Below are 21840 nucleotides of genomic sequence, written 5' to 3' on the forward strand. Positions count from 1 at the left end.
CTACATACACCTGTGCTTTTTTTAATATTTAACCGGCCGCAGCTAACGCAGCGGGTGTTTGATGCAATTGCCATAGCCAAGCCCAAGCGCCTGTATATAGCCGCCGACGGTCCAAGAGAAAGTAACGAAAGCGATAATGAACTATGTGCCCAAACCCGCGAAGTTACCACCAAGGTAAACTGGGATTGCGAAGTAAAAACACTATTCAGGCAACAAAACCTTGGTTGTAAAACTGCTGTAGCGGGGGCCATTAATTGGTTTTTTGAGCATGAAGAGGAAGGTATTATTTTGGAAGATGATTGCCTCCCGCACGAGAGTTTTTTCCGCTATTGCGAAGAACTGCTGCATCGCTACCGAAACGACGAAAGGGTAATGTCGGTTTCGGGATCTAACCTATTGGGCAAGCCCTGGAAATACGACGAACAATCTTATTTTTTTGCCCATGGCGGCATTTGGGGGTGGGCAACATGGCGACGGGCCTGGCAACTTTACGATAGGGATATGAAAGGCTGGCCCGATTTGCAAACACAAAAAACTATAAAGGAAAATATCCAGACAAAGGATTGGTATAACTTTTATGCCCCCATGTTCGAAGCATCGTACAACGACACGCTGGATACCTGGGATATACAATGGTTTTACACCATACTTGTAAACAACGGGCTGGCAATAAACCCGGCCGTGAACCTGGTTAGCAATATTGGTTTTGCCAACGGTACACACTTAAATTCCAACGATACTGCTATAGCCAACTTATCGGTTAGCCCAATTGCATTCCCGCTGGTGCCACCACCCTCGCAAAAAGCCGATAAAGCTTATTTAAAACTAACGTACAAGCATGTAACAGGGGGGCAACAAGCGCTAACCATGTTTCCGCGCAGGGTGATAAACTTCCTGCGTAAAAGTATCCTCGGTATAAACCCCCAACCCGCGCAGCCATGAAAAAGTTTATAAAAGCAATACTGGTATGGTTTGTTGATAAAACTAACCTTTACCATATTATAGAAGAGACAAGGCAGGCCAAGCACGTGCATAATATCCAATACAACTTAGTTAGCAACGGGGCAACATTTTACCCGGAAGCAACGGTAGTAAATGGCCGCGACCGATCTAAAATTGTGGTGGGTAACAGCACCCATGTACGCGGAACGCTATACGTTTTTAAATACGGCGGCGAAATAACCATAGGCGAAAATTGCTACGTTGGCGATCATTCGCGCATTTGGTCGGGCGATGCCATTACTATAGGCAACAATGTGCAGATATCGCACAATGTTAATATTATTGATACCAACGCACACGAGCTGGATGCACACGAACGAGCCGAGCGCTATGCCGACCTGATCAAGAATGGTGCATGGGCCGACAAAGGGAGTATTTTAACAGCGCCCATAGTGATACACGATTACGCCTGGATAAGCTTTAACGCCACCATTTTGAAAGGCGTTACCATTGGCGAAGGAGCAATTGTTGGTGCCTGTGCTGTAGTAACTAAAGATGTGCCGCCTTATACCTTAGTGGCAGGCAACCCCGCCCGCGTTATTAAAACACTGGGTAAATAACCTACAATATTACAGATTAACGCAATTGAACGATAGACAAAAAATAGCTTTAAGTTATACTTATAATGAGCTTTGGATAGGCGGCACTTATTACACGGAAAATTTAATAAGCGCATTAAATACCCTGCCCGATGCTGAAAAGCCTCATTTGGTTATACTTGTTGATAACCAAGCCGATGAGCGGGCAGCAAAAAGTAAACTCACCTATCCATATATCAACTTTCAGCTTGGCTCGGGCGAACGCAATCGGCTTTTCCAGTTCGTTAATAAAGCATCGGGAAGGCTGTTCAAATGGAAACCTTTTCCGCAGAAAATAAAGGGTTTGCAGGCTGTTTTCCCTTTTTACGACTGTGTGCAGCAATCGCTCGCTAAAAAGAAAATATATTGGATACCCGATTTTCAGGAAAGCTTTGCCCCTGAGTTTTTTACTGCCGATGCAATTAAATCTATTCAGGAGAACCAGCAAAATATACAGTCGTCTGAAGAGCACCTGATATTAAGCAGTTACGACGCACTGGCAAATTTCGAGCACTTATACCCTGCCCATACGGTAAAAACCTATGTGTTGCCATTTGCGGTAACGCACCCGCCCTATCAGCACCTTGATACAAATTGGTTGCTGGGCAAACACGGTTTGCCGCGCCATTATTTTATATGCCCCAACCAGTTTTGGAAACATAAAAACCAGCTTACGGTATTACAAGCGGTTAACCTGCTAAAAACAAAAGACTTAGAGCCAATTGTAGCATTCACCGGCAAAACCAGCGATTACCGCCATCCCGAATACTTCGAATCGTTGCAGAAATATGTTAACGAAAACGGATTAAGCAACAACATTAAATTCCTGGGCTTTATTGACCGGGCCGAACAACTGAAGCTGATGGCCGAATCGACAGCCATTATCCAACCATCATTTTTTGAAGGATGGAGCACTGTGGTAGAAGATGCCAAGGCCATAAACAAAGCGTTGATAGCCTCAAACATAAATGTACACCGCGAACAATTAGCCGGCAGTAGTGCAAAGTTCTTCAGCCCTAACGGCCCGGAAGAATTGGCAGAGCTAATACAAACTGCTATGACCGGGCCTGCATTCCCGCCATTGTATGAAACAGATAATTACCAAAGCCATATTGAAAAATTTGGCCGCGGCTTTTTAACCATTTGCACAGCCTGATATTGCTGATATGAACCTGCCCGACCTGCTTACATACCGGAAATTATTTGAAGACGAGGGTGTAATTTACCCTTTATCAGCCTCCCCGCCGGCTGCAAAAGGTTTATTGGCGCAACTGCCAAAAACCGCCGAAACAAGCTGGCCGCTTAATGCAGAAACCAACCCCAGTATATATAGCAAGGCTGTTCAATGGCCAAAAATCACCATTGTTACGCCATCGTATAACCAGGCGGCGTACCTCGAGAAAACCATCCGCTCGGTATTACTGCAAAACTACCCTAACCTGGAGTACATTATTATAGATGGCGGCAGTACTGATGACAGCCCGGCCATTATAGAAAAATACAGCCCATGGCTTAGCTACCGGCAAAGCCGGCCCGACCGTGGCCAAAGCCACGCCATAAATATGGGCTTCAGCCTGGCCTCGGGGCAGATATATGCCTGGATAAACAGCGACGATTATTACCTGCCCGGTGTATTCCATCTGGTAGCAACAGCTTTCCTTGCTAACAAAAAACCTGCCTTCGTTTATGGCTACGGGCAAGATTTGGACGAAAGCGGCAATATGAACACCACTACGGTTCCCCCATTTACCGACTACTTTATTAAGATACCCACATTGGTGCAACCATCGTGCTTTTGGCTGGCTGCTATACATCAGCCTGTGTGGGAAGAAATGCATTGTGCGCTCGATTACGAACTTTGGCTGCGGCTGGTAAAAGGCAATAAGCGCACACGCCTTAAAGTGCCCCTATCAGTAGCGCATGTACACCAAAGCGCCAAAACATCCGACCCGGCCATGAAAGCCAAATGGCACGAGGACCATTTAAAAATGTGGGCCGACGATGCACATGGCCCCGTACCCGAATGGAACCGCGTAGTTTTTTTTAACCGCATCAGGATGAAAATATTCCGTTTGCTTAAACTTGTTTAAATACCCTTATAAATGAAAAAACTGATCCTCAAGATCTTCAATTCCCTGGGCTACTCGCTCGTAAAAAATATTAAACCGCTTACTGAGGGCACCAGTAAGGTAAAAGTGGGCAAGTTCGAGGTACAGATATTTAACCGCAGCGGCCTAAAAGAATGTTATTGGTATTATAAAGAATACGGTGCTTCGCTTACCCGGCTCACTACGGTATTAAACAAACATTTTGCAGGGCTTACTGCAATTGATATAGGCGCCAACCAGGGCGATAGCGTTGCGCTGATAAAATCGGGCGCGGACGTGCCCGTAATAAGCGTTGAAGGCGACGGCACCCTGGCCGAGCTTTATGCCCAAAATACAGCGCAATTCAGCAATGTGCAATTGGTAAAAACCTTCCTGTCTGAAGACGGGCTTGATATGGATTGCACCTTTACCAAAGTAGGGCACAACCTTACCATAGTACCCACAGTGGCTGGTAAAGATACCACCCTCACCAAATTCTCCAGTGTTGACAATTTGTATCAAAGCGGTATATTCAACAGCACTTGCAAATTGTTGAAGGTTGATACCGAGGGTTTCGACCTGAAGATTATACGCGGCGGCGCTAAATTTATCAGCGAGATAAAACCCGCCATCCTTTTTGAATTTAATCGCGAAAACCTTGAAGTTGTAGAACCCGACCCTTACAGCATTTTTCCATGGCTGTTAAACCATGGCTACAACACCATTCTGTTTTACGAAAGCGACGGGCGTTTTATGTTTTCATCCACACTGGATAAACAAAGGTTTATGAAACAGATGTTTGATTATGTAGATGGAAAAAACGCAAGGATATACTACCTCGATATTATTGTATTCCATGCTGATGACGATGCAGCTGCCGAAGATTTGGTAGCCATGGAAGAAAAGCATCGCTTGGCAACAAGCTAAGCGCACTCCCCCCGTTATTTGAGCCACAAGTATTGTTTACCCAAATACGTACAATAGCATTTACGCTTAAACAGCTTATCAGCTTTGGCATCCCTTCGCACATTTTATACTTTGGCGATTCGCTTGGCGATAATCTGCTGCTAACCACGCTTGCAGCCAACCTGCACCACCAGGGTTACAAAAATGTATGGGTAAAATGTAACCACCGCTTCCTTTTTGAAGGTTGCCCGCATATAAAATTGGTGCTGCCCTTTGGTACCCTGCTATCTACGCCAATCCTTGCACTGTTTAAGGTACGTACGGTATTACCGCAATACACAACATATAACCCGCAGACCGATAGGGACGATGTACCCGAAAAACACATTATCCTCAAAATGGCCGATGCGTTGCCATTAAACGGGACCATCAAAAATAAACCCGTTTTAATTTTGAGCGATGAAGAGATTGCGAAAGGGGCCCTTGCAAAAAACCATGTCGTAATAACCTGTTCTACCTCAGGCGCGGTTGTACCTATGGGCAACAAAGAATGGATTACGGAACGTTACCAGCAGGTGGTGAACACCCTTCATCGTCAATACAAGTTTATCCAATTGGGCACTGCTAACGACCCGAAACTTGATAATGTTACCGATATGCGGGGAAAGCTTTCTGTTAGGGAAAGTGCGGCAGTGCTAAAAAATAGCCAGCTGGTTATAACACACGTTGGTTTTATGATGCACCTGGCACGCGCTGTGGATAGCCGGGCGGTTATCATTTATGGTGGCCGCGAAACACCATCTCAATCGGGTTACGGATGTTTTCGTAATATTTATAACGCTGTGCCTTGCTCGCCCTGCTGGCTGCACAACAAATGCGATTTTGAGAAACGTTGTATGACAGAAATTACGCCCGAAATGGTGACAGATGCCGCGCTGAAAGAACTTGACCTTTACGGCACCCCATTACCTGTTGACGAATTGTTGAATGCCTGACAAACTTTCTGTAATTATAGCCACCTATAACCCTGATGCGTCTCGCCTGCGACAAACGTTAGAAGGCTTACAGCAACAGTCGCTATCACTTGCTCAATGGGAACTCATTGTGGTAGATAATAACTCCACGCAACCTCTAACAATCGATCTAAGCTGGCATCCGCAAGCTGTGATAGTACACGAAGCAAGGCAGGGGCTCACTTATGCGCGCCTTAAAGGCTTCGCTACGGCAAAAAACGAGTTGATAGTTTTGGTTGATGATGACAACGTAATCGATGCCGACTATCTCCATCATGTGTTAGAGATATTTGAAAAACGTACTGCCTTAGGGGCAATCGGCGGTAAATCGTTACCCATATTTGAAACCGAGCCGCCTCAATGGCTAAAGGCTTTTTACGGAAGCCTTGCTTTGCGCGATTTGGGCGACGAAGCAAAGATACAGGCATGGGAAAATAGCTATCCCCAATACGCACCCATTGGTGCCGGTATGGGTATACGCAAAGCTGCATTGGCATCATACATAAAAAAAGCAGAGGACGGGCAAAGCATGATAGCCGACCGAAGCGGCAGTTCGCTGGCATCGGGCGGCGATAACGATATTGTATTAGAAGTACTTAAAAGTGGCTGGCAGGTGGGCTATTTCCCACAATTACTGCTTCAACACATTATCCCCCAAGGAAGGATGCAGGCTGGCTACTTGGCAAAACTGGAAAACAGCACCAACAACTCCTGGATAAAGCTATTGCAAAGCCACGGCATTTGCCCATGGCCAAGCATACCCGCTTATACGCTGCCGCTGCGCAAAGCAAAAGCATGGCTGAGCCTTAAAGCGGCCCTAAGCAAAAGCAATTATATTAAATGGCGGGGCTATTGCGGCACAATGGATGCCCTGGCGGTATATAAAAAATATTGATAACCATTGAGCCATTTGGCGGCCTGGCCAACCGCATGCGGGTAATAGCATCGGGCATATGGCTGCAACAGCAGTTGGGCATCGGGCTTAACGTGGTTTGGAATATTAACAACGAACTTGCCTGCCCCTACGCCGATTTGTTCCTGCCGATAGCCGGCGTAAATATCATTACCAAGCCTTTTAAATACTACCGCCTCAGGCGCAGCAATCAGCCGGATAAATTTGCGGCATGGAAAGCAAAAGCCATAAACACCTTGCTGGGTTTCGACTATTGTATACATGAGTCCGATTTCCACGAACTGATATGGGCGGGTAAACTGGATATATTGCAGGCAGCCAAAACACACAAGCGCATATACATACAAACCTGCCAGGAATTTGGCGACAACTTAACCGCCTTTAAACTTTTTAAGCCCATCCCCGCAATTCTGGCGCGGATAGAAAAAACGGTACAGCTTTTTGGGCCGCACAGCATTGGCGTGCACATCCGCCGTACCGATAACGAGTATTCGGTAAAACACAGTCCTTTAGATTTGTTTATCACAGCCATGGAGGGACAGGTAAGAAAGGAGCCGGAGACTAATTTCTACCTCTGTTCTGACGATGAAGATACCAAGGCAAAGCTCAAAAGTATTTTTGGTGCCCGCATTATCACAGCTAACCAAAAAGCCGACAGGCTATCAGCCGAGGGCATGCAGGATGCGCTTATTGACATGTATTGTTTAGCAGCAACACAAGGCGTGCTGGGATCATACTGGAGTTCCTTCTCGGATATTGCCACACGTTTAAACAACATTCCGTTAACCGTAATTAAGGCAGAAGCGTAGTGCTGCAGCGTATCATTAACCTTGTTTACCGTTACCCTGCATCAAGGCTTAAAACATATAAACGTTTTGGGGGGTATTTTAAATACCGCTCGGTAATACGCAATAGCAGGTTAATGGCAGAGGCTTCGATGCAGTTGCCGCCGATACTATCTCATCCCGAAGGGCTGCCTCTTTACTTCCTTACCGGCAAAAATTACCTTTACCAAACGCTGTTCTGCATACAATCGTTGGCCAGGGTTAGCAGCACGCGCTTTAGGTTTATATTGGTTGATGACGGCTCTTTTGATGAAACATTGATGCAACAGGTTAACAAAAGCCTGCCCGGCGCCGAAGTTGTAACACAAACACAAATAGCAGAAAACCTGCAAAACGCACTACCCCAAGACCGGTACCCCTTCTTGCACCATAAACGCGAGGTATATCCTCATATAAAAAAGCTTACTGATATACACACCATACCCGGCAACTCATGGAAGCTGGTGTTAGATTCGGATATGCTGTTTTGGCACAGTCCTGTCGAGATGATCAAATGGCTCAAAAGCCCCGAGGGTCCGCTGAATATGTTGGATTGCACACCATCATATGGTTACAGTACGGTGTTGATGGAGTTGCTTTGCGGCGAGCAGATACAACCTATGCTTAACGTAGGGGCGATAGGTTTGAATAGCAACGCAATCAATTGGGATAATTTGGAGCATTGGGGCAAAACGCTGGAAGAAAAAGAAGGTGCAAGCTATTACCTTGAACAAGCCCTAAGCGCTATGCTCATAGGCAACAAACCTGCAACTATATTAAACGCTACCGATTATATAGTAAACCCGGAAGAAGCAGCGGTAAAAAACAGGGTGGGTGTATTACACCACTATGTAGACCTTTCTAAAGCGGCTTATTTTAATATTGCCTGGAAAAAATTGACGGATTAGTTTTGAGCAATAAACCGGCACTTAAAATAAACTTTACTGGCTTTTGGGCATCGTTAAATAAAACGGATAATTTCTTTTATAACCTGCTGGCTAAAAACTATCGGATAGAAATATCAGAAGAGCCCGACCTGCTGTTTTACTCGGTAGGCGGCACCGACCACACCAAGTACCGTTGCACCAAAATATACTACACCGGCGAAAACGAGAAGCCCAATTTTATGCTTTGCGACTTTGCCTTTAGCTATGGTTACAATACCCCGCGCAACTACCGGCTGCCCCTTTATGCGCTTTATCACGATGTAAAGAAACTAACCCATCGTACTATTGATACGGAGAAAATACTGGCAGAAAAAAACGGCTTCTGTTGTTTTTTGGTAACCAACGGCAAATGCGCAACACGCAACGATTTTTTTGAGGCACTTTCCAAATACAAAAAGGTTGATTCGGGCGGGCAGTTCCGTAATAATATTGGATATGTTGTGGATGATAAACATGAATTTATACGCAAGTATAAGTTCGTAATTGCTTTCGAGAACACATCTTATCCGGGCTACACTACCGAGAAAATATACGAACCCTTTATTCAGCATTGCGTACCCATTTACTGGGGCGACCCGAATGTGGATAGAGATTTTAATACAAAAGCATTTATAAATAGCGCTGACTTTACTTCATTCGATAAAGTGATAGAACATGTTATTGCGGTAGATAACGATGATGAGTTATACAAGCAATACTTGCGCGAACCCGTTTTTACAAACGACGAGGTGAACGAATATGTAAACGAAGACAACATACTGAAAAGGCTGGACGAGATAGTGGCCTACCATTTCAATCGCAAACGCAAACTGCGGCAGATGGTGCGCCCTACTTACTACAGGCTTATTCTTGCTGCGGATGCGGTTAATGCAAAGCTTCGCAGGTTGGCTGCTATTCCGGCGGGCATGTTGATGAGGTTAACTAATAAAAAGCAAAGTGGCTGATACCGCAACAGTAAACCCTGCCGGCGAAAAACAGCCATTGGTTTCTGTATGTATGCCGGCCTACAATGCCGAAAAGTATATCACCGAAGCCGTGCAATCGGTTTTAGGCCAAACTTACCCGTATATCCAGCTTATTGTGGTAAACGATGGCTCGGCCGACGGGACTGCTGAGCAACTGGCGAAAATTACAGATAGCCGCCTTACGGTTATCCACCAGGAAAACAAAGGGCAATGCGCTGCCGCTAATGCCGCCTACAAGGCAGCAACGGGCCACCTTATTAAGTTTATGGATGCCGATGACATGATATCGCCAACGTTTATCCAAAAACAGGTTGAACGTTTAGGAAACCGTACCGATGCTGTAGCTTCTGCCGCATGGGGCAGGTTTTATAACGACGACCTGGCCACATTTAAACTCAACCCCGAAGAAGTTTGGCAGGATATGCCGCCCGACGAATGGCTGGCAATGGCATGGGGAAGCGGCGCATCTATGATGCAGTGTGCCTTATGGCTTATCCCCCGCCCCATATTAGAGCGCTCGGGCCTGTGGGACGAGAGCCTGAGCCTTATTAACGACTTTGATTTTTTTGCGCGCGTACTACTCGCGGGCAAGCAAGTGTTGTTTGAGCGCGATGCTATTTTATACTACCGTTCTGGCATATCCGGCAGCCTTTCTGATACCAAATCGGCCGAATCGCTCAAATCAGCGTTCCGTTCGATAGAAAAAGGGACGGGGAGCTTACTGGCTGTTAACAACAGCAAAAGAATGCAGCAGGCTTGCGCCAATGTTTGGCAGAGCTATATATACAACTTCTACCCTGCCGTACCACAGCTTATCAAACGAGCCGAGGCCAACGTGAAGTTACTCGGCGGTGCAAACCTTAAATACCACGCAGGGGGCCTCACAAAATTATTGATGCCTGTAGTTGGCTGGAAATTGATGGCCGGCATAAAACAAGCCTATAACCGCCTGCGGTATGCAACAAGCAATAGGGTAACCAATAGCTAAGGGTCCCAAAAATTACATCGCATGAATTTATTATTAGTTGCCCAAAAAATCTATAGGCGCTTAACTACTTCAAGTTTCAAGCCTTCATTTTCGCAGTGCGGCGAAGACTGTATTATGATGTTCCTCATCCATTCGCTCAAACTGAAAGATGTGCAGTATTTTGATATCGGCACCAACCATCCCTGCAACATGAACAACACGTACCTGCTTTATATGAATAATTTCAGGGGTGTATGTTTAGAACCCGATCCGGCGCTTCACGCAGAAATTAAAAAACGCCGCCCGGGAGACATCCTGATTCCCCGGGGCGTAGCTGTTGAAAGCCAAACCGCTGCCGACTTTTTTATTATGGACGACTCGGTACTGAACACTTTCTCGGAAACTGAAGCCAACAGAATGGTTGTTGAGCACAAACGCATAATACTGAAAAAAGTGCGTGTACCGCTGATATCGGTAAATGAGCTTTTTGCCCAGTACTTTGACCATAACAAACCTGTAATTGTTTCGCTGGATGTAGAGGGGCTGGATCATTCTATCCTGCAGTCGATAGATTTTGAGAAATACAAACCGGGCATTATTTGTGTAGAAACGGTAAGCTATTCAAGCAACCTTAGCGGAGCTAAGGATACAGGCATATCCAATTTGCTGAGCCAAAATGGATACACCTTATATGCCGATACCCATATTAATAGCATATTCGTCCACAACAGTTTAACCGCAGCAGCCAGCGCTTAATTTTGAGTATACTCCTTTCTTTTTTGCAGGATACCGGCCCCGAGCCGCATCATATACCCGCCTACCGTTTTTGGCAGCACTACATTAAAAACGGCATAGAAGAAGCAGGTATGCAATGGCTGGAAGTACCCGATGCTGACTGGGCTGCCGGACTAACTCATCCGGTTGGCTCTGCAGAATTGAAAGACTGGAGTAGTAAAATATGGGAAAGCACCTTGGCTTTCATCAAAAACAACCTTGCTAAAATTGATATTTTCCTGTGCTATTTGTACCCTCAACAAGTAGATACAACCGCCATTGCGCAGATACAACAATGGGGCATCCCCTGCGTAAATTTCTATTGCGATAACGTAAGGGAGTTTAGCAAAGTACCCGCCGCGTTTAAAGTGTTCGACCGAATGTGGGTGCCCGAATACGAAGCCCTGGCGATGTATAAAGAGGCTAAGGTTAATTACATCCACCTGCCTATGCCCATGTGGGTAGATAAAAAATACCGCAACACGCTACCTAACGAAAATCCGCAGCAAATATCATTCATTGGCTCTAAAGATAACTTGCGCCAAAACCTGCTCGGCGAAGCGATAGCAAAGGGGCTTAACATTACGGTTCGTGGTTCGGGCTGGCAGCCCGAATCATCCGTACAAACGGTGCCGCACCCTGCTTCAGTATTAAAAAAAATTGGCAACCAGGCCGGTTTTATCAAACAACATGGCTTAAAAGGTTACGCTATAAAACATCTGCAACAGCTTAGCCAATCTGCTGTATTTGAGGTGGGCGAGGCATATATAGCAGCAAAGCCAGGGCACGAGGAATATATAACCATAACCCAAAGCAGCGCTATAACGCTGGGTATAAACCGGGTGCCAAGCCATAAAAGGCTACATACAAACCCGCTAACCTATTCGCGCCTGCGCGATATTGAGGCACCTATGCTTGGTGCCTGTTATTTAACCGAATATTGCGAAGGGCTAAACTCGCTTTACGAGGCGGAAAAAGAAATACTTACCTACAAAACCGCCGATGAATTAGTACAACAGGCCAATCGGCTGTTAAAAGATGAACAAATGCGTAAGGCATTGCGGGCATCAGGCCAGCAGCGGGCATTAAATGAACACTCAATACCCGTTTCGCTACAAAAAATAAAAGCAGCAATTTTTAAGTAATTGGATACCGCAAAATCCATTATCTGCATCATTACGCAATCGCACCTTTGCCGCAACCCAAGGGTGTTAAAGGAGGCGGTAACCCTTGCTCAGAATGGTTATGCGGTGCATGTGCTTACATCAATATATTCGGCAACGCTATTGCACGAAGACCAAAAAGCAATAAGCGATACCGGCGTGCAGCTGCATATCATTGCCGATAATTCAGCCCGAAACTTCCGGTCATTTATTAATCGTGCTACCAACAAAGTGGCAAAACTGCTGGTGAAATACGAGCTGCTGCAAACACCTTACGCATTGGGCTACAGGTACGGGCAATATCTTAAGAAAAGCAAGGAGCTCGTCGCCGCGCTTTATATATGCCACCAGGAAATGCCAACCTGCGTAGGCATGGCGCTACTAAAACAGGGGTATAAAGTGGCATTCGACCTGGAAGATTGGTACTCGGAAGATCTATTGCCCGAGGCACAACAAGGCCGCCCTATCGAACTTTTAGAACAGGCCGAAGCTATGGCATTAAGCAAAGGGGCCTACACCATTACCACCTCGCACGCCCTTGCCGATATATTATATAACCGCTATGGTGGTAACATAGCTTCGGTGATTTACAACGTATTCCCTTCGCCAAAGCTAAAGGCCGCTGAACCAAACACAGCCCCACCCCTGCGTTTGCTATGGTTTTCGCAAACTATTGGGCCGGGCCGTGGGCTGGAGGAATTTATTTCGCTATTGACCGATATTAAAACCGGTGTAGAAATTCATTTGCTGGGTGCTATTGATGCAGCGTATAAAACACAACTACTAGTACTGGTTGCTCCGCAGCATAGCGTACACTTCCATCCGCTGGTGCCCGAGGGCAGCCTGATGGATAGGATAGCCGAATTTGATATAGGCCTGGCCTTGGAAAACACCCACCCTTTAAGCCGCAACTACACTATCACCAATAAATTCTTTCAGTACATACAGACCGGCCTGCCCGTTATAGCTACCGAAACGGCCGGGCAAGCAGAAGCATTTGAGGTTTTTAACCCTGGTATTATGCTCCGCAAAAACGACAAGGTCCAAAGCATTAAATTGTTAGAGAGCTGGCTAAGCGATCCTTCTGCACTGGTGCAAAGTGCTGAGAGAGCACACGAGGCAGCTAAATATTATAATTGGGAAACCGAATCGGTAAAGCTATTGAAACTGGTAAGCGATGCCATTGGCAAATAAAGTAACCCTGCAAATAAACCTGGCACCCGGGGATTACCCTCACGCAAAATTTATATTGCCTCATCAGCTTAAAACGCTTGCCGAACAGGTTGATGAAGTACTGCTGGTGGTTGACACCCGCGCCAGCAAAGGCCGCTTTGCCGCCAACTGGGCCGAAAATAAAGAGCGGATGGATGGGCTGTTGGAGGATATAAAAAAAACTTTCCCGATAACAATTGCACCGGTGGATTATAGCCCGGCCGTAAAAAAACAAATTGCAGAATACTTTTTTGGCGGGCAATACATTCCCGATAAGGATTTTAGGGGCGGTCCGTTTTACGCTTACTTTTATGGTTTGTATAAAGCAAGCCACAACTACGTTTTCCATCTCGATTCGGACATATTTTTAGGCGGAGGCAGCCAAATGTGGATAGCAGAAGCGGTGGATAAACTGCAAGGCAACCCCGAATTTTTGGTAGCCTCGCCCCTGCCAGGCCCGCCTCATACCGAGGGAATACTGGTGTGGCAACCGTCGGCAAAAAAAGTTGCCCCTTATACTTTCGAGTTTGACGGTATGAGCACAAGGCTGTTCATGATAAACCGGTCGAAGTTCTTGTCGGAAAAGCTATCGCTAAAAAAACCCAACCTGCGCAGCCAGTTAAAAGCCATAGTGCAGGGCAACGCCAATGCCGAGCTACCCGAGGTGTTAATATCGGCCTACATGCGTCACAACGGGCAAAAACGGGTAGACTTTTTAGGTAGCGGCGAGGGTGTATGGTCGTTACACCCGCCATACCGTACTAAAGACTTTTATGATAACTTGCCGGAATTGATAGAACGAGTGGAGCAAAACCAACTACCTGCCGAGCAACAAGGCTTTTATGATATTATAGATGCAGTTTGCGACTGGAGCGAGGCGCGTGCAAAATTGAAAGCCAACCGTTGGTGGAAAAGGAAGAAATTTTAATAAGTTTTTTTTGAAACGCGTACTCATCATATCACCATACTTCCCGCCGGTAAACGCGGCAGATATGCACCGGGTACGCACCAGCCTACCCTACTTTGAAGAATTTGACTGGAGTGCCGAGGTAGTGGCCGTTGATACCCGGTATAGCGATATGGGGCAGGATGATCTGCTACTGCAAAGCCTCCCCCCTACCATAAAAGTGCATAAAGTAAAAGCACTGAATAAAGGCCTTACAAGCAAATTGGGTTTGGGTAGTATAGCTCTCCGTTCGCTGTGGTATTACCGCCTTTATGTGAACCAATTGCTCAAACGGGAGAAATTCGACCTTATATATTTCTCTACTACGCAATTCCCGGTGTGCGTGTTGGGTGCTTACTGGAAACGCAAATTTGGTGTGCCCTATGTGATAGATATGCAGGACCCTTGGCACTCCGAATACTATCGCGATAAGCCCAAGAGCCAGCGGCCGCCTAAATATTGGTTCTCATACCGGCTCAATAAATACATGGAGCCTATGGCCCTAAAAAAAGCAGAAGGACTTATAGCGGTATCGGACCAATACATTACTGACCTGAAGAACCGCTACCCGCAAATAAAAGATATCCATGCAGCAACTATCACTTTCGGGATGTTTGCGCCGGATATGGATATTGCGGCGGCGCACGAACGCGAATTTGAAAACTTGTTAGATACAGCCCGGATCAATATTGTTTACGTAGGGCGGGGCGGCGCGGATATGCATAAAGCCATTACGCCTGTTTTTAAGGCGCTGGCCAATGGCATGCGAACAGATGCTGGCTTTTTTTCACGGTTCAAATTCTATTTCATCGGCACCAGCTATGCCCCCGCCGGGCAGGGTAAGCCAAGCATTATGCCGCTTGCTGAAAGTTTTGGGTTAGCAACAGCGGTTACGGAAATTACCGACAGGATAAGTTATTACCGCTCGCTGGCTACACTACTTCAGGCTGATGCGCTGTTCGTTCCCGGTTCGGACGATGCCAAATACACAGCATCAAAAATTTACCCTTACTTACTGGCGCGCAAACCCATACTGGCAATTTTTAACAAGCAAAGCTCGGCAATAGGCGTGCTGAAAGAAACGGGTATCAATACCGTTTACAATTACGAGGATATAAGCGAGCAGGACATTCATGGCTTCTTGTATGCTTTACAAACGAGCCCAAACAAAACCATCAGCCTCAATACTGATGCTCTAAATGCGCACTCAGCACAAACCAAAACAGGTTTACAATGTGCACTTTTTAACCAAGCCATTGGCCAGCATGCGTAAATTAGCTATTGTTACCACTCATCCTATACAATATTATGCGCCAATTTTTCAATTACTGGCGCAAAGGGGCAACATTAGCATTAAAGTATTTTACACCTGGAGCCAGGCTGCCGATGGCCCCAAAAACGACCCCGGTTTTGGGCGCGATGTAAATTGGGATATACCGCTGCTTAATGGGTATGAATACGAATTTGTAGAAAATATTGCGGCAGAACCCGGCTCGCACCATGCAGCGGGCATTGTGAATCCGGGTCTTATTGATGCCATAAGCCAATGGCAACCCAGTGCACTGCTGGTTATTGGCTGGGCTTACCGCAGCCATTTAGCAGTATTGAAGCATTTTAACGACAAGATACCGGTGCTCTTCCGTGGCGACTCTACCCTGTTAGACCAAAAACCGGGACTAAAAAGCATGCTGCGCTTGTTGTACCTGCGTTGGGTGTATAGCCATGTTAATTATGCCCTGTACCCCGGCACCAATACTAAGGCTTACTTTGAAAAATACGGATTAACCGATAAGCAATTGGTATTTGCACCCCATGCGGTAGATAACCAACGCTTTGCCGCCTCACGTACTAACGAGGCAATTGCTTTAAGGCAAAGCTTAGGCATTGTTGAAGACGAAATTTTAGTTTTGTTTGCCGGCAAACTCGAAAGCAAAAAAAGCCCGGATTTGCTACTCGAAGCTTTCATGAAACTAAACAAAGCCGGCGTTCATTTATTGATAGCAGGTAACGGTGAATTAGAAACCGCACTGAAAGAAAGAGCAAAAGCCCATCCGCGCATCCACTTTATGGGGTTTCAAAACCAATCGGCCATGCCGGTACTTTACCAGGCCTGCAATTTGTTTTGCCTTCCCTCTGCCGGACCTAACGAAACCTGGGGGCTTGCCATTAACGAGGCCATGGCATGCGGCAAAGCTATACTCGCATCAAACAAAACAGGCTGCGCAATTGACCTTGTGAGGCCGGGGCACAACGGCGAAATATTTGAAGCCGGAAACCTGCAAGCGTTATATAACAGTTTAGCGGCGCTCTGCACTTCTGCCGAAATACTTTCAACTTTAGGAAAAGCGTCGTTAGGCATCATCGCTAATTATAATTTTTCGGAAATTGCCGAAGCAATAGAGGCAACCGTATGCGCCGGGCATTAATTTATACCGGCCTTGTGATACAAAAACATGGGTGATAAAAATTTAGAAAGGTACATAGCACTGTTTATCCCCTGGATATTAGCTTCGCTTTTTAGCAGCGATGCTTATTTATCGTATTGGATAGCCTGGCTTGGGTCATTCGTTATCTTCTTTTTAACCCTCACCGGTTGGGTAAGGCCCATACCAACAGATAGGCCCATTGGCTCGCAACTAATGCGCCCTATGTTTATTATGCACATCATTTTTGCGGGCTATACCTGTTGCACCTCCATATTCTACTTTTTCAGCGTTTTAGGGTACGACGAGTTCCAGGCGCCGCTTGGCGCATTTACCATCGATAAAGATAAGTTAGAGCTTACCGCCCAGTGCCAGCGGTACTATTGCCTGGGCCATGCTGCCTTCATAAGCGGGTTGCTTATGTTTATGAAGTATCCTAAAAAGCAAAAATATTACATCGAGAAAACTTCGCTTGCCACGCTGCTGCTGAAAATTGCACTGATTAGCTTGCCGTTATCTAACATACTTACAAAAATACCAGGGCTGTCGCAGTTCTCCATCCAATTTAGCGCCCTTAGCTTTATTGCCGGTACGCTTGCGCTCGCCTTTGCTATCCCGCTAAAAAAAACTGTTAATACGGTAATTTGCGGCATTTTATACGTCTTCAACTTTTACATCTCCCTCACTTCAGGTTTTAAAGAACCTATTATTATCAGCGTGTTGGTATTGGGTATATTTTTATACCCCAATTACAAAAAATTGGTACTGATAACGTTTGTGCCTGCGCTGTTCCTGTTATTTATAGTGCTACCTGCTTATGTTAATAATTTCCGTGCTACGGCCTGGAGCGGCGATGCATCCGCCGACGATGCGGCTCAGCAATCGCTTGATGTAGCGTTGGAGAGTGATAATACTACAACCTGGGCTTTCCTCACCATCAGGCTAAGCGAAATTGATATGTTTACCAACTTTGTAAAAAGCACGCCCGAAACGGTAGACTATTACGGCACCAAGCTATTAGAACAATCGGCAATTGCCATTGTGCCCCGTATTTTTTGGCAAGGTAAACCTATTACCGAAGACCTCGTTATGGAGCGTGTTTACAATGCAGGTGTAGTAAACAAAAACTCAAAAGTATCGGCAAAACCCGCTTATATAGTAGATGGTTACTTGTCGGCAGGCACCTTTGGGGTATTTTTGTCGATGTTTTTATATGGCGCAATAGCACAATTAATATCAAACAAAGCCGAAGAGCTTTTTGGAGGCTATATTTTGGGCACGGCGCTTATTTTTAGCGGGCTGTTCCAAATATTTTGGCGGGGGCTTAGTTTCGAGTTTATCATTAACTCGGTGTTTTGGGATTACATGAGCATGCTTGGCGTTTTCCACGTTATGATACGCCAAAAAATTTTAAAGAAGGTTTGAAGATCTTACACATTACCGCTGCTTATAAACCGGCCTTTATTTATGGCGGGCCCACCATGTCGGTAGCTATGCTGTGCGAAGAACTGGCCGGCGCAGGTATCGAGTCGCGCGTGTTTACCACTACGGCCAACGGCAAAACAGAATTGCCTGTTGCTACCGATACACCGGTGAATATTGATGGTGTGCCCGTAAGGTATTTTAAGCGCCTTACTAAAGACCATACGCATTTTTCGCCCGCGCTATTAAACGCTGTTTGGGAGCATGCCCGCGATTTCGACATTATACACATACACGCCTGGTGGAACCTGGTATCGGTACTGGCCTGCGGCATAGCACTTGGCCGTAAAGTGCCGGTAGTGGTATCTCCCCGGGGAATGCTAAGTTCGTATACCTTCGGTAGCAGAAATATGGGGGCTAAAAGCATTATCCATAAATTAATGGGTAAACGCTACCTGGACAAAAGCCATATACACACCACATCGGCACATGAAAGCCGCGCCGTGGAAAAATTGCTGCAGCCGCTAAGCGTAACCGAACTACCCAATTTTGTAAAGCTCGACGAATTGCGGCCGGAGTATACACAACCTGCAGAAAGTGTTTTTAAACTTCTCTTCTTCTCACGGATAGAAGAAAAAAAGGGGTTGGATATCCTCATCAATGCCCTTAAAACTATTGATGTTCCCTACCACCTCACCATAGCGGGCACCGGCGACGATGCCTATATAAATCACCTTAAAACGCTGGCTGCAGATGTAGCGGGCAACATTACCTGGGCTGGTTTTTATGGCGACGATAAGTTTGAATTATTGCAACAGCACCACTTGCTGGTATTGCCCTCCCACGACGAAAACTTTGGCAATGTGGTGGTGGAAAGCCTGAGCGTTGGCACCGCAGTATTAATAAGCGAAAACGTTGGGTTGGCCGGCTATGTTCTGAGCGAAAACCTTGGCTGGGTATGCCAAACAAATACCGCGTCGGTAAGCGATGCTATAAATAATATAGCCCAAAACCAACATCAACAGCTGGCACAAATAAGGCAAACTGCACCGGGCAGGGTAAGAGAGCACTTTACCGGCACTGCGCTGGCAATAAGATACATTGAGTTTTACCGTACCATTTTACAAAAATGAGCGAATACAAAGAATACCATTTCAACAGCGGCAACATCACCCACAATTTTAAGTACATGCTGCAACCGCTGCTTAAGATGCTTAATAAAACTAAAAACCAAAGCATATTGGATTTGGGTTGTGGTAATGGTTACCTGGTAAACTATTTGCTGCACTTAGGCTACAATGCCTACGGTACCGATGCCTCTGAACAGGGCATTGCTATTGCTAAGCAAACATCGCCGGGACGCTTTTTTGTACAGGATTTGAGCACTGATAGTTTGCCTGCGGAGTTGCAGGCCATGAAATTTGATACCGTAATATCTACCGAAGTTATTGAACACCTTTACGACCCGGAGAGCTTTATCGACTTTTGCAAACAGGCCCTCACTCCCGGCGGCGAGATCATTATCTCCACACCATACCACGGCTATTTAAAAAACCTGGTGCTTAGCCTTACCAACAAATGGGATAAGCACCTTAACCCGGTATGGCTGGGTGGGCATATTAAAATGTGGTCGGCAAGTACTTTGGGGGGCTTACTTACCGACAAGGGCTTTACCGTAACACAGTTTGAAGGCTGCGGGCGTATGCCTTACCTTTGGAAATCAATGATCATTAAAGCAAAGCTTAATTGAACACCGAATTTTCCTTCATCATCCTAACTTATAATGAAGAAATTCATTTACCCCGCCTGCTGGAATCTATCAGTGGGTTTGATGCAGAGTTGTTTGTACTGGATTCGTTTAGTACTGATACAACCACTGCTATAGCGCAAGCTGCGGGGGCAAAAGTTTTGGTGCATAAATTTGAGAACCATCCCAAACAATGGGATTTCGCCCTAAAAAGCTTCCCCATAAAAACGCCCTGGGTAATATGCCTTGATGCCGACCAAATAGTAACGCCCGAATTACAGCAGCAGCTACTAAATTTCAGAGATACAGATTACCAGAACATAAGCGGCATCTACTTTAACCGAAAGAATTTTTTCAAGGGTAAATGGCTGCGCTTTGGTGGCTACTACCCTTTTTATCTGCTTAAAATGTTCCGCTACCGCGTGGGTTACTCGGATCTGAACGAAAATATGGACCACCGGTTTATTGTACCCGGTAACATCATCATCTGGAAAAAAGGGCACCTGCTGGAAGAAAACCTGAAAGAAAATAATATCCGCTTTTGGATAGATAAACATAACCGCTACAGTGACCTGCTGGCGCAGGAAGAAACCGAACGCATATTGGGTTTACGTAACCAAACCATCAAGCCAAAATTTTGGGGCTCGCCGGATGAGCGCACGGCCTGGCTAAAACAATTGTGGTGGCGCCTGCCTCGCTATGTAAGGCCAACAGTATACTTCATATACCGCATGGTTTTTAAATTGGGTATATTTGACGGGCGCACCGGCATTATATTCCACTTTTTACAAGGTTTTTGGTTTAGGCTGGTGGTTGATATTAAAATAGACGAACTGATAAAGCAACGGGATGCAGATAGGGATAAAAAATAATATTGCTTTAAAATTCGCCTTGCGTTTTGGCCTGCTGTTTTTAGTATTTTACTATTTCAATATATTCTATTTTGGGCTTACCTCCCCGGGAGGGAACTACAGCGAATTTTTAGACCAGCATTTCAATTACATCACCTGGTTGCGTACCGGGTTGCTACACACCTCGGCCTTTTTGCTAAACTTAATTGGCTTTACCGCAAAGGCCGGCGCCATACAGCTAATGGTGGTTAACCATGGCATTATCGAGCTTATTTACACTTGCCTGGGTTTGGGGGTAATGAGTTTTTTTGCGGCTTTTGTAATTACCTATCCCAAAAAAACAAAGCATAAGCTGCTGTTTTTATTTAGCGGGCTGCTATGCATACAAGCGCTTAACATAGTGCGGTTTATGCTGTTAGCCCTCTATTGGAACCGTAGCCTTAACCGCATAATTGACCATCATACCATTTTTAATGTTATCATTTACATTATTATCATGATTGCTTTGTATAAATGGATAAATCACAAAGCTTCCAATCCCGATGCAGCAAACTAACCTGGCCATATACAACAACCACCCTTACCATCCGGGCGGCACGGCTATTAAGCGGTTACTTTGGTACTATGTAAATGCTATTTTTTTTAAAACTGCGCTTTTCCCAATTAACGGGCTTAAAACTGCTTTATTAAAAGTTTTTGGTGCAGGTATTGGCAAAGGGGTGGTAATAAAGCCTTCGGTTAATATAAAATACCCCTGGCTACTGCGCATAGGTAACCATAGCTGGGTAGGCGAAGGTGTTTGGATTGATAATTTGGTGATGGTAAACATTGGCAACCATGTATGCCTTTCGCAAGGGGCTATTTTACAAACGGGCAGCCATAACTACAAAAAACACACCTTCGATTTAATTACCGGCAGCATTGTGTTGGAAGATGGTGCCTGGATAGGCTGCGGTGCTATAGTTAACCAGGGAATTACCATTGGCAGCCATGCAGTACTTACCAGCGGCTCGGTAGCTACTAAAAACTTAGAGCCTTATACTATTTACCAGGGCAACCCGGCGGTAAAAGTGCGCGGCCGCGAGGTAAGTTAATATACA

21 protein-coding genes and 1 pseudogene are annotated in these 21840 nt (G+C 45.7%); all 22 read left to right on the forward strand.

What is annotated here, in order from left to right; translation table 11 throughout:
- Positions 1-12: 12 nt before the first annotated feature.
- The 22 genes and pseudogenes from BC343_RS21270 to BC343_RS21380 all read left to right on the forward strand — a co-directional run bounded on the left by BC343_RS21270 (position 13) and on the right by BC343_RS21380 (position 21834).
- Positions 13-942, forward strand: a complete 930-nt coding sequence (locus tag BC343_RS21270) for a nucleotide-diphospho-sugar transferase (protein ID WP_143822295.1) — start codon at positions 13-15, stop codon at positions 940-942.
- Positions 939-1562 carry an acyltransferase gene (locus tag BC343_RS31830; protein ID WP_078349801.1) on the forward strand — a complete coding sequence of 208 codons (624 nt, stop codon included), beginning with the start codon at positions 939-941 and terminating at the stop codon, positions 1560-1562. The genes BC343_RS21270 and BC343_RS31830 overlap by 4 nt, the downstream gene beginning before the upstream one ends.
- Before the next feature lie 25 nt (positions 1563-1587).
- Positions 1588-2736 carry a glycosyltransferase gene (locus BC343_RS21280; protein ID WP_078349802.1) on the forward strand — a complete coding sequence of 383 codons (1149 nt, stop codon included), beginning with the start codon at positions 1588-1590 and terminating at the stop codon, positions 2734-2736.
- A 10-nt stretch (positions 2737-2746) separates the two neighbouring features.
- Positions 2747-3670, forward strand: a complete 924-nt coding sequence (locus tag BC343_RS21285) for a glycosyltransferase family 2 protein (protein WP_078349803.1) — start codon at positions 2747-2749, stop codon at positions 3668-3670.
- Between the two features lie 12 nt (positions 3671-3682).
- The gene (locus BC343_RS21290; RefSeq protein ID WP_078349804.1) at positions 3683-4594 is read left to right on the forward strand and encodes an FkbM family methyltransferase; all 912 of its coding nucleotides are present in this window, start codon (positions 3683-3685) and stop codon (positions 4592-4594) included.
- 32 nt (positions 4595-4626) lie between these two features.
- The gene (locus BC343_RS21295) at positions 4627-5568 is read left to right on the forward strand and encodes a glycosyltransferase family 9 protein (protein ID WP_078349805.1); all 942 of its coding nucleotides are present in this window, start codon (positions 4627-4629) and stop codon (positions 5566-5568) included.
- Positions 5561-6481, forward strand: coding sequence for a glycosyltransferase (locus BC343_RS21300; RefSeq protein WP_078349806.1), 921 nt, complete (start codon positions 5561-5563; stop codon positions 6479-6481). Before BC343_RS21295 ends, BC343_RS21300 begins: the two co-directional genes overlap by 8 nt.
- Positions 6478-7308 carry an O-fucosyltransferase family protein gene (locus BC343_RS21305; protein WP_078349807.1) on the forward strand — a complete coding sequence of 277 codons (831 nt, stop codon included), beginning with the start codon at positions 6478-6480 and terminating at the stop codon, positions 7306-7308. Before BC343_RS21300 ends, BC343_RS21305 begins: the two co-directional genes overlap by 4 nt.
- A complete protein-coding gene (locus tag BC343_RS21310; protein WP_078349808.1) occupies positions 7308-8231 on the forward strand; it encodes a glycosyltransferase family A protein in 924 nt (307 codons plus the stop codon). Before BC343_RS21305 ends, BC343_RS21310 begins: the two co-directional genes overlap by 1 nt.
- A 2-nt stretch (positions 8232-8233) precedes the next feature.
- Entirely contained in the window at positions 8234-9214 is a 981-nt protein-coding gene (locus BC343_RS21315) for a glycosyltransferase family 10 domain-containing protein (protein ID WP_078349809.1), read from the forward strand.
- Positions 9207-10223 (forward strand): glycosyltransferase family 2 protein, encoded by a 1017-nt coding sequence (locus tag BC343_RS21320; RefSeq protein ID WP_078349810.1) that lies wholly within the window; start codon positions 9207-9209, stop codon positions 10221-10223. Before BC343_RS21315 ends, BC343_RS21320 begins: the two co-directional genes overlap by 8 nt.
- Before the next feature lie 21 nt (positions 10224-10244).
- A complete protein-coding gene (locus BC343_RS21325; protein ID WP_078349811.1) occupies positions 10245-10958 on the forward strand; it encodes an FkbM family methyltransferase in 714 nt (237 codons plus the stop codon).
- Between the two features lie 2 nt (positions 10959-10960).
- Positions 10961-12121, forward strand: coding sequence for a glycosyltransferase family protein (locus BC343_RS21330; RefSeq protein ID WP_143822296.1), 1161 nt, complete (start codon positions 10961-10963; stop codon positions 12119-12121).
- On the forward strand, positions 12122-13333 hold the full coding sequence (locus BC343_RS21335; protein WP_078349813.1) for a glycosyltransferase family protein: 1212 nt from the start codon (positions 12122-12124) through the stop codon (positions 13331-13333).
- Entirely contained in the window at positions 13317-14279 is a 963-nt protein-coding gene (locus tag BC343_RS21340; RefSeq protein ID WP_078349814.1) for a hypothetical protein, read from the forward strand. Before BC343_RS21335 ends, BC343_RS21340 begins: the two co-directional genes overlap by 17 nt.
- A 10-nt stretch (positions 14280-14289) precedes the next feature.
- On the forward strand, positions 14290-15570 hold the full coding sequence (locus BC343_RS21345) for a glycosyltransferase (protein ID WP_238381822.1): 1281 nt from the start codon (positions 14290-14292) through the stop codon (positions 15568-15570).
- Positions 15533-16723: a glycosyltransferase family 4 protein gene (locus BC343_RS21350; protein ID WP_238381823.1), complete on the forward strand. Its 1191-nt coding sequence runs from the start codon at positions 15533-15535 to the stop codon at positions 16721-16723. Before BC343_RS21345 ends, BC343_RS21350 begins: the two co-directional genes overlap by 38 nt.
- Positions 16724-16750: 27 nt before the next feature.
- Positions 16751-18145, forward strand: a complete 1395-nt coding sequence (locus BC343_RS21355; protein ID WP_078349816.1) for an exosortase Y-associated Wzy-like protein — start codon at positions 16751-16753, stop codon at positions 18143-18145.
- Positions 18142-19275, forward strand: a complete 1134-nt coding sequence (locus BC343_RS21360; RefSeq protein ID WP_078349817.1) for an XrtY-associated glycosyltransferase XYAG1 — start codon at positions 18142-18144, stop codon at positions 19273-19275. The genes BC343_RS21355 and BC343_RS21360 overlap by 4 nt, the downstream gene beginning before the upstream one ends.
- The gene (locus tag BC343_RS21365) at positions 19272-19892 is read left to right on the forward strand and encodes a class I SAM-dependent methyltransferase (RefSeq protein WP_078349818.1); all 621 of its coding nucleotides are present in this window, start codon (positions 19272-19274) and stop codon (positions 19890-19892) included. Before BC343_RS21360 ends, BC343_RS21365 begins: the two co-directional genes overlap by 4 nt.
- Positions 19889-21296, forward strand: a pseudogene (gene xrtY, locus BC343_RS32055) (exosortase Y). The gene BC343_RS21365 and the pseudogene xrtY overlap by 4 nt, the downstream one beginning before the upstream one ends.
- Positions 21283-21834 (forward strand): WcaF family extracellular polysaccharide biosynthesis acetyltransferase, encoded by a 552-nt coding sequence (locus tag BC343_RS21380; RefSeq protein ID WP_078349821.1) that lies wholly within the window; start codon positions 21283-21285, stop codon positions 21832-21834. Before xrtY ends, BC343_RS21380 begins: the two are co-directional and overlap by 14 nt.
- Positions 21835-21840: the final 6 nt, after the last annotated feature.

The organism is Mucilaginibacter pedocola (assembly GCF_002013915.1).
Lineage (GTDB): Bacteria > Bacteroidota > Bacteroidia > Sphingobacteriales > Sphingobacteriaceae > Mucilaginibacter > Mucilaginibacter pedocola.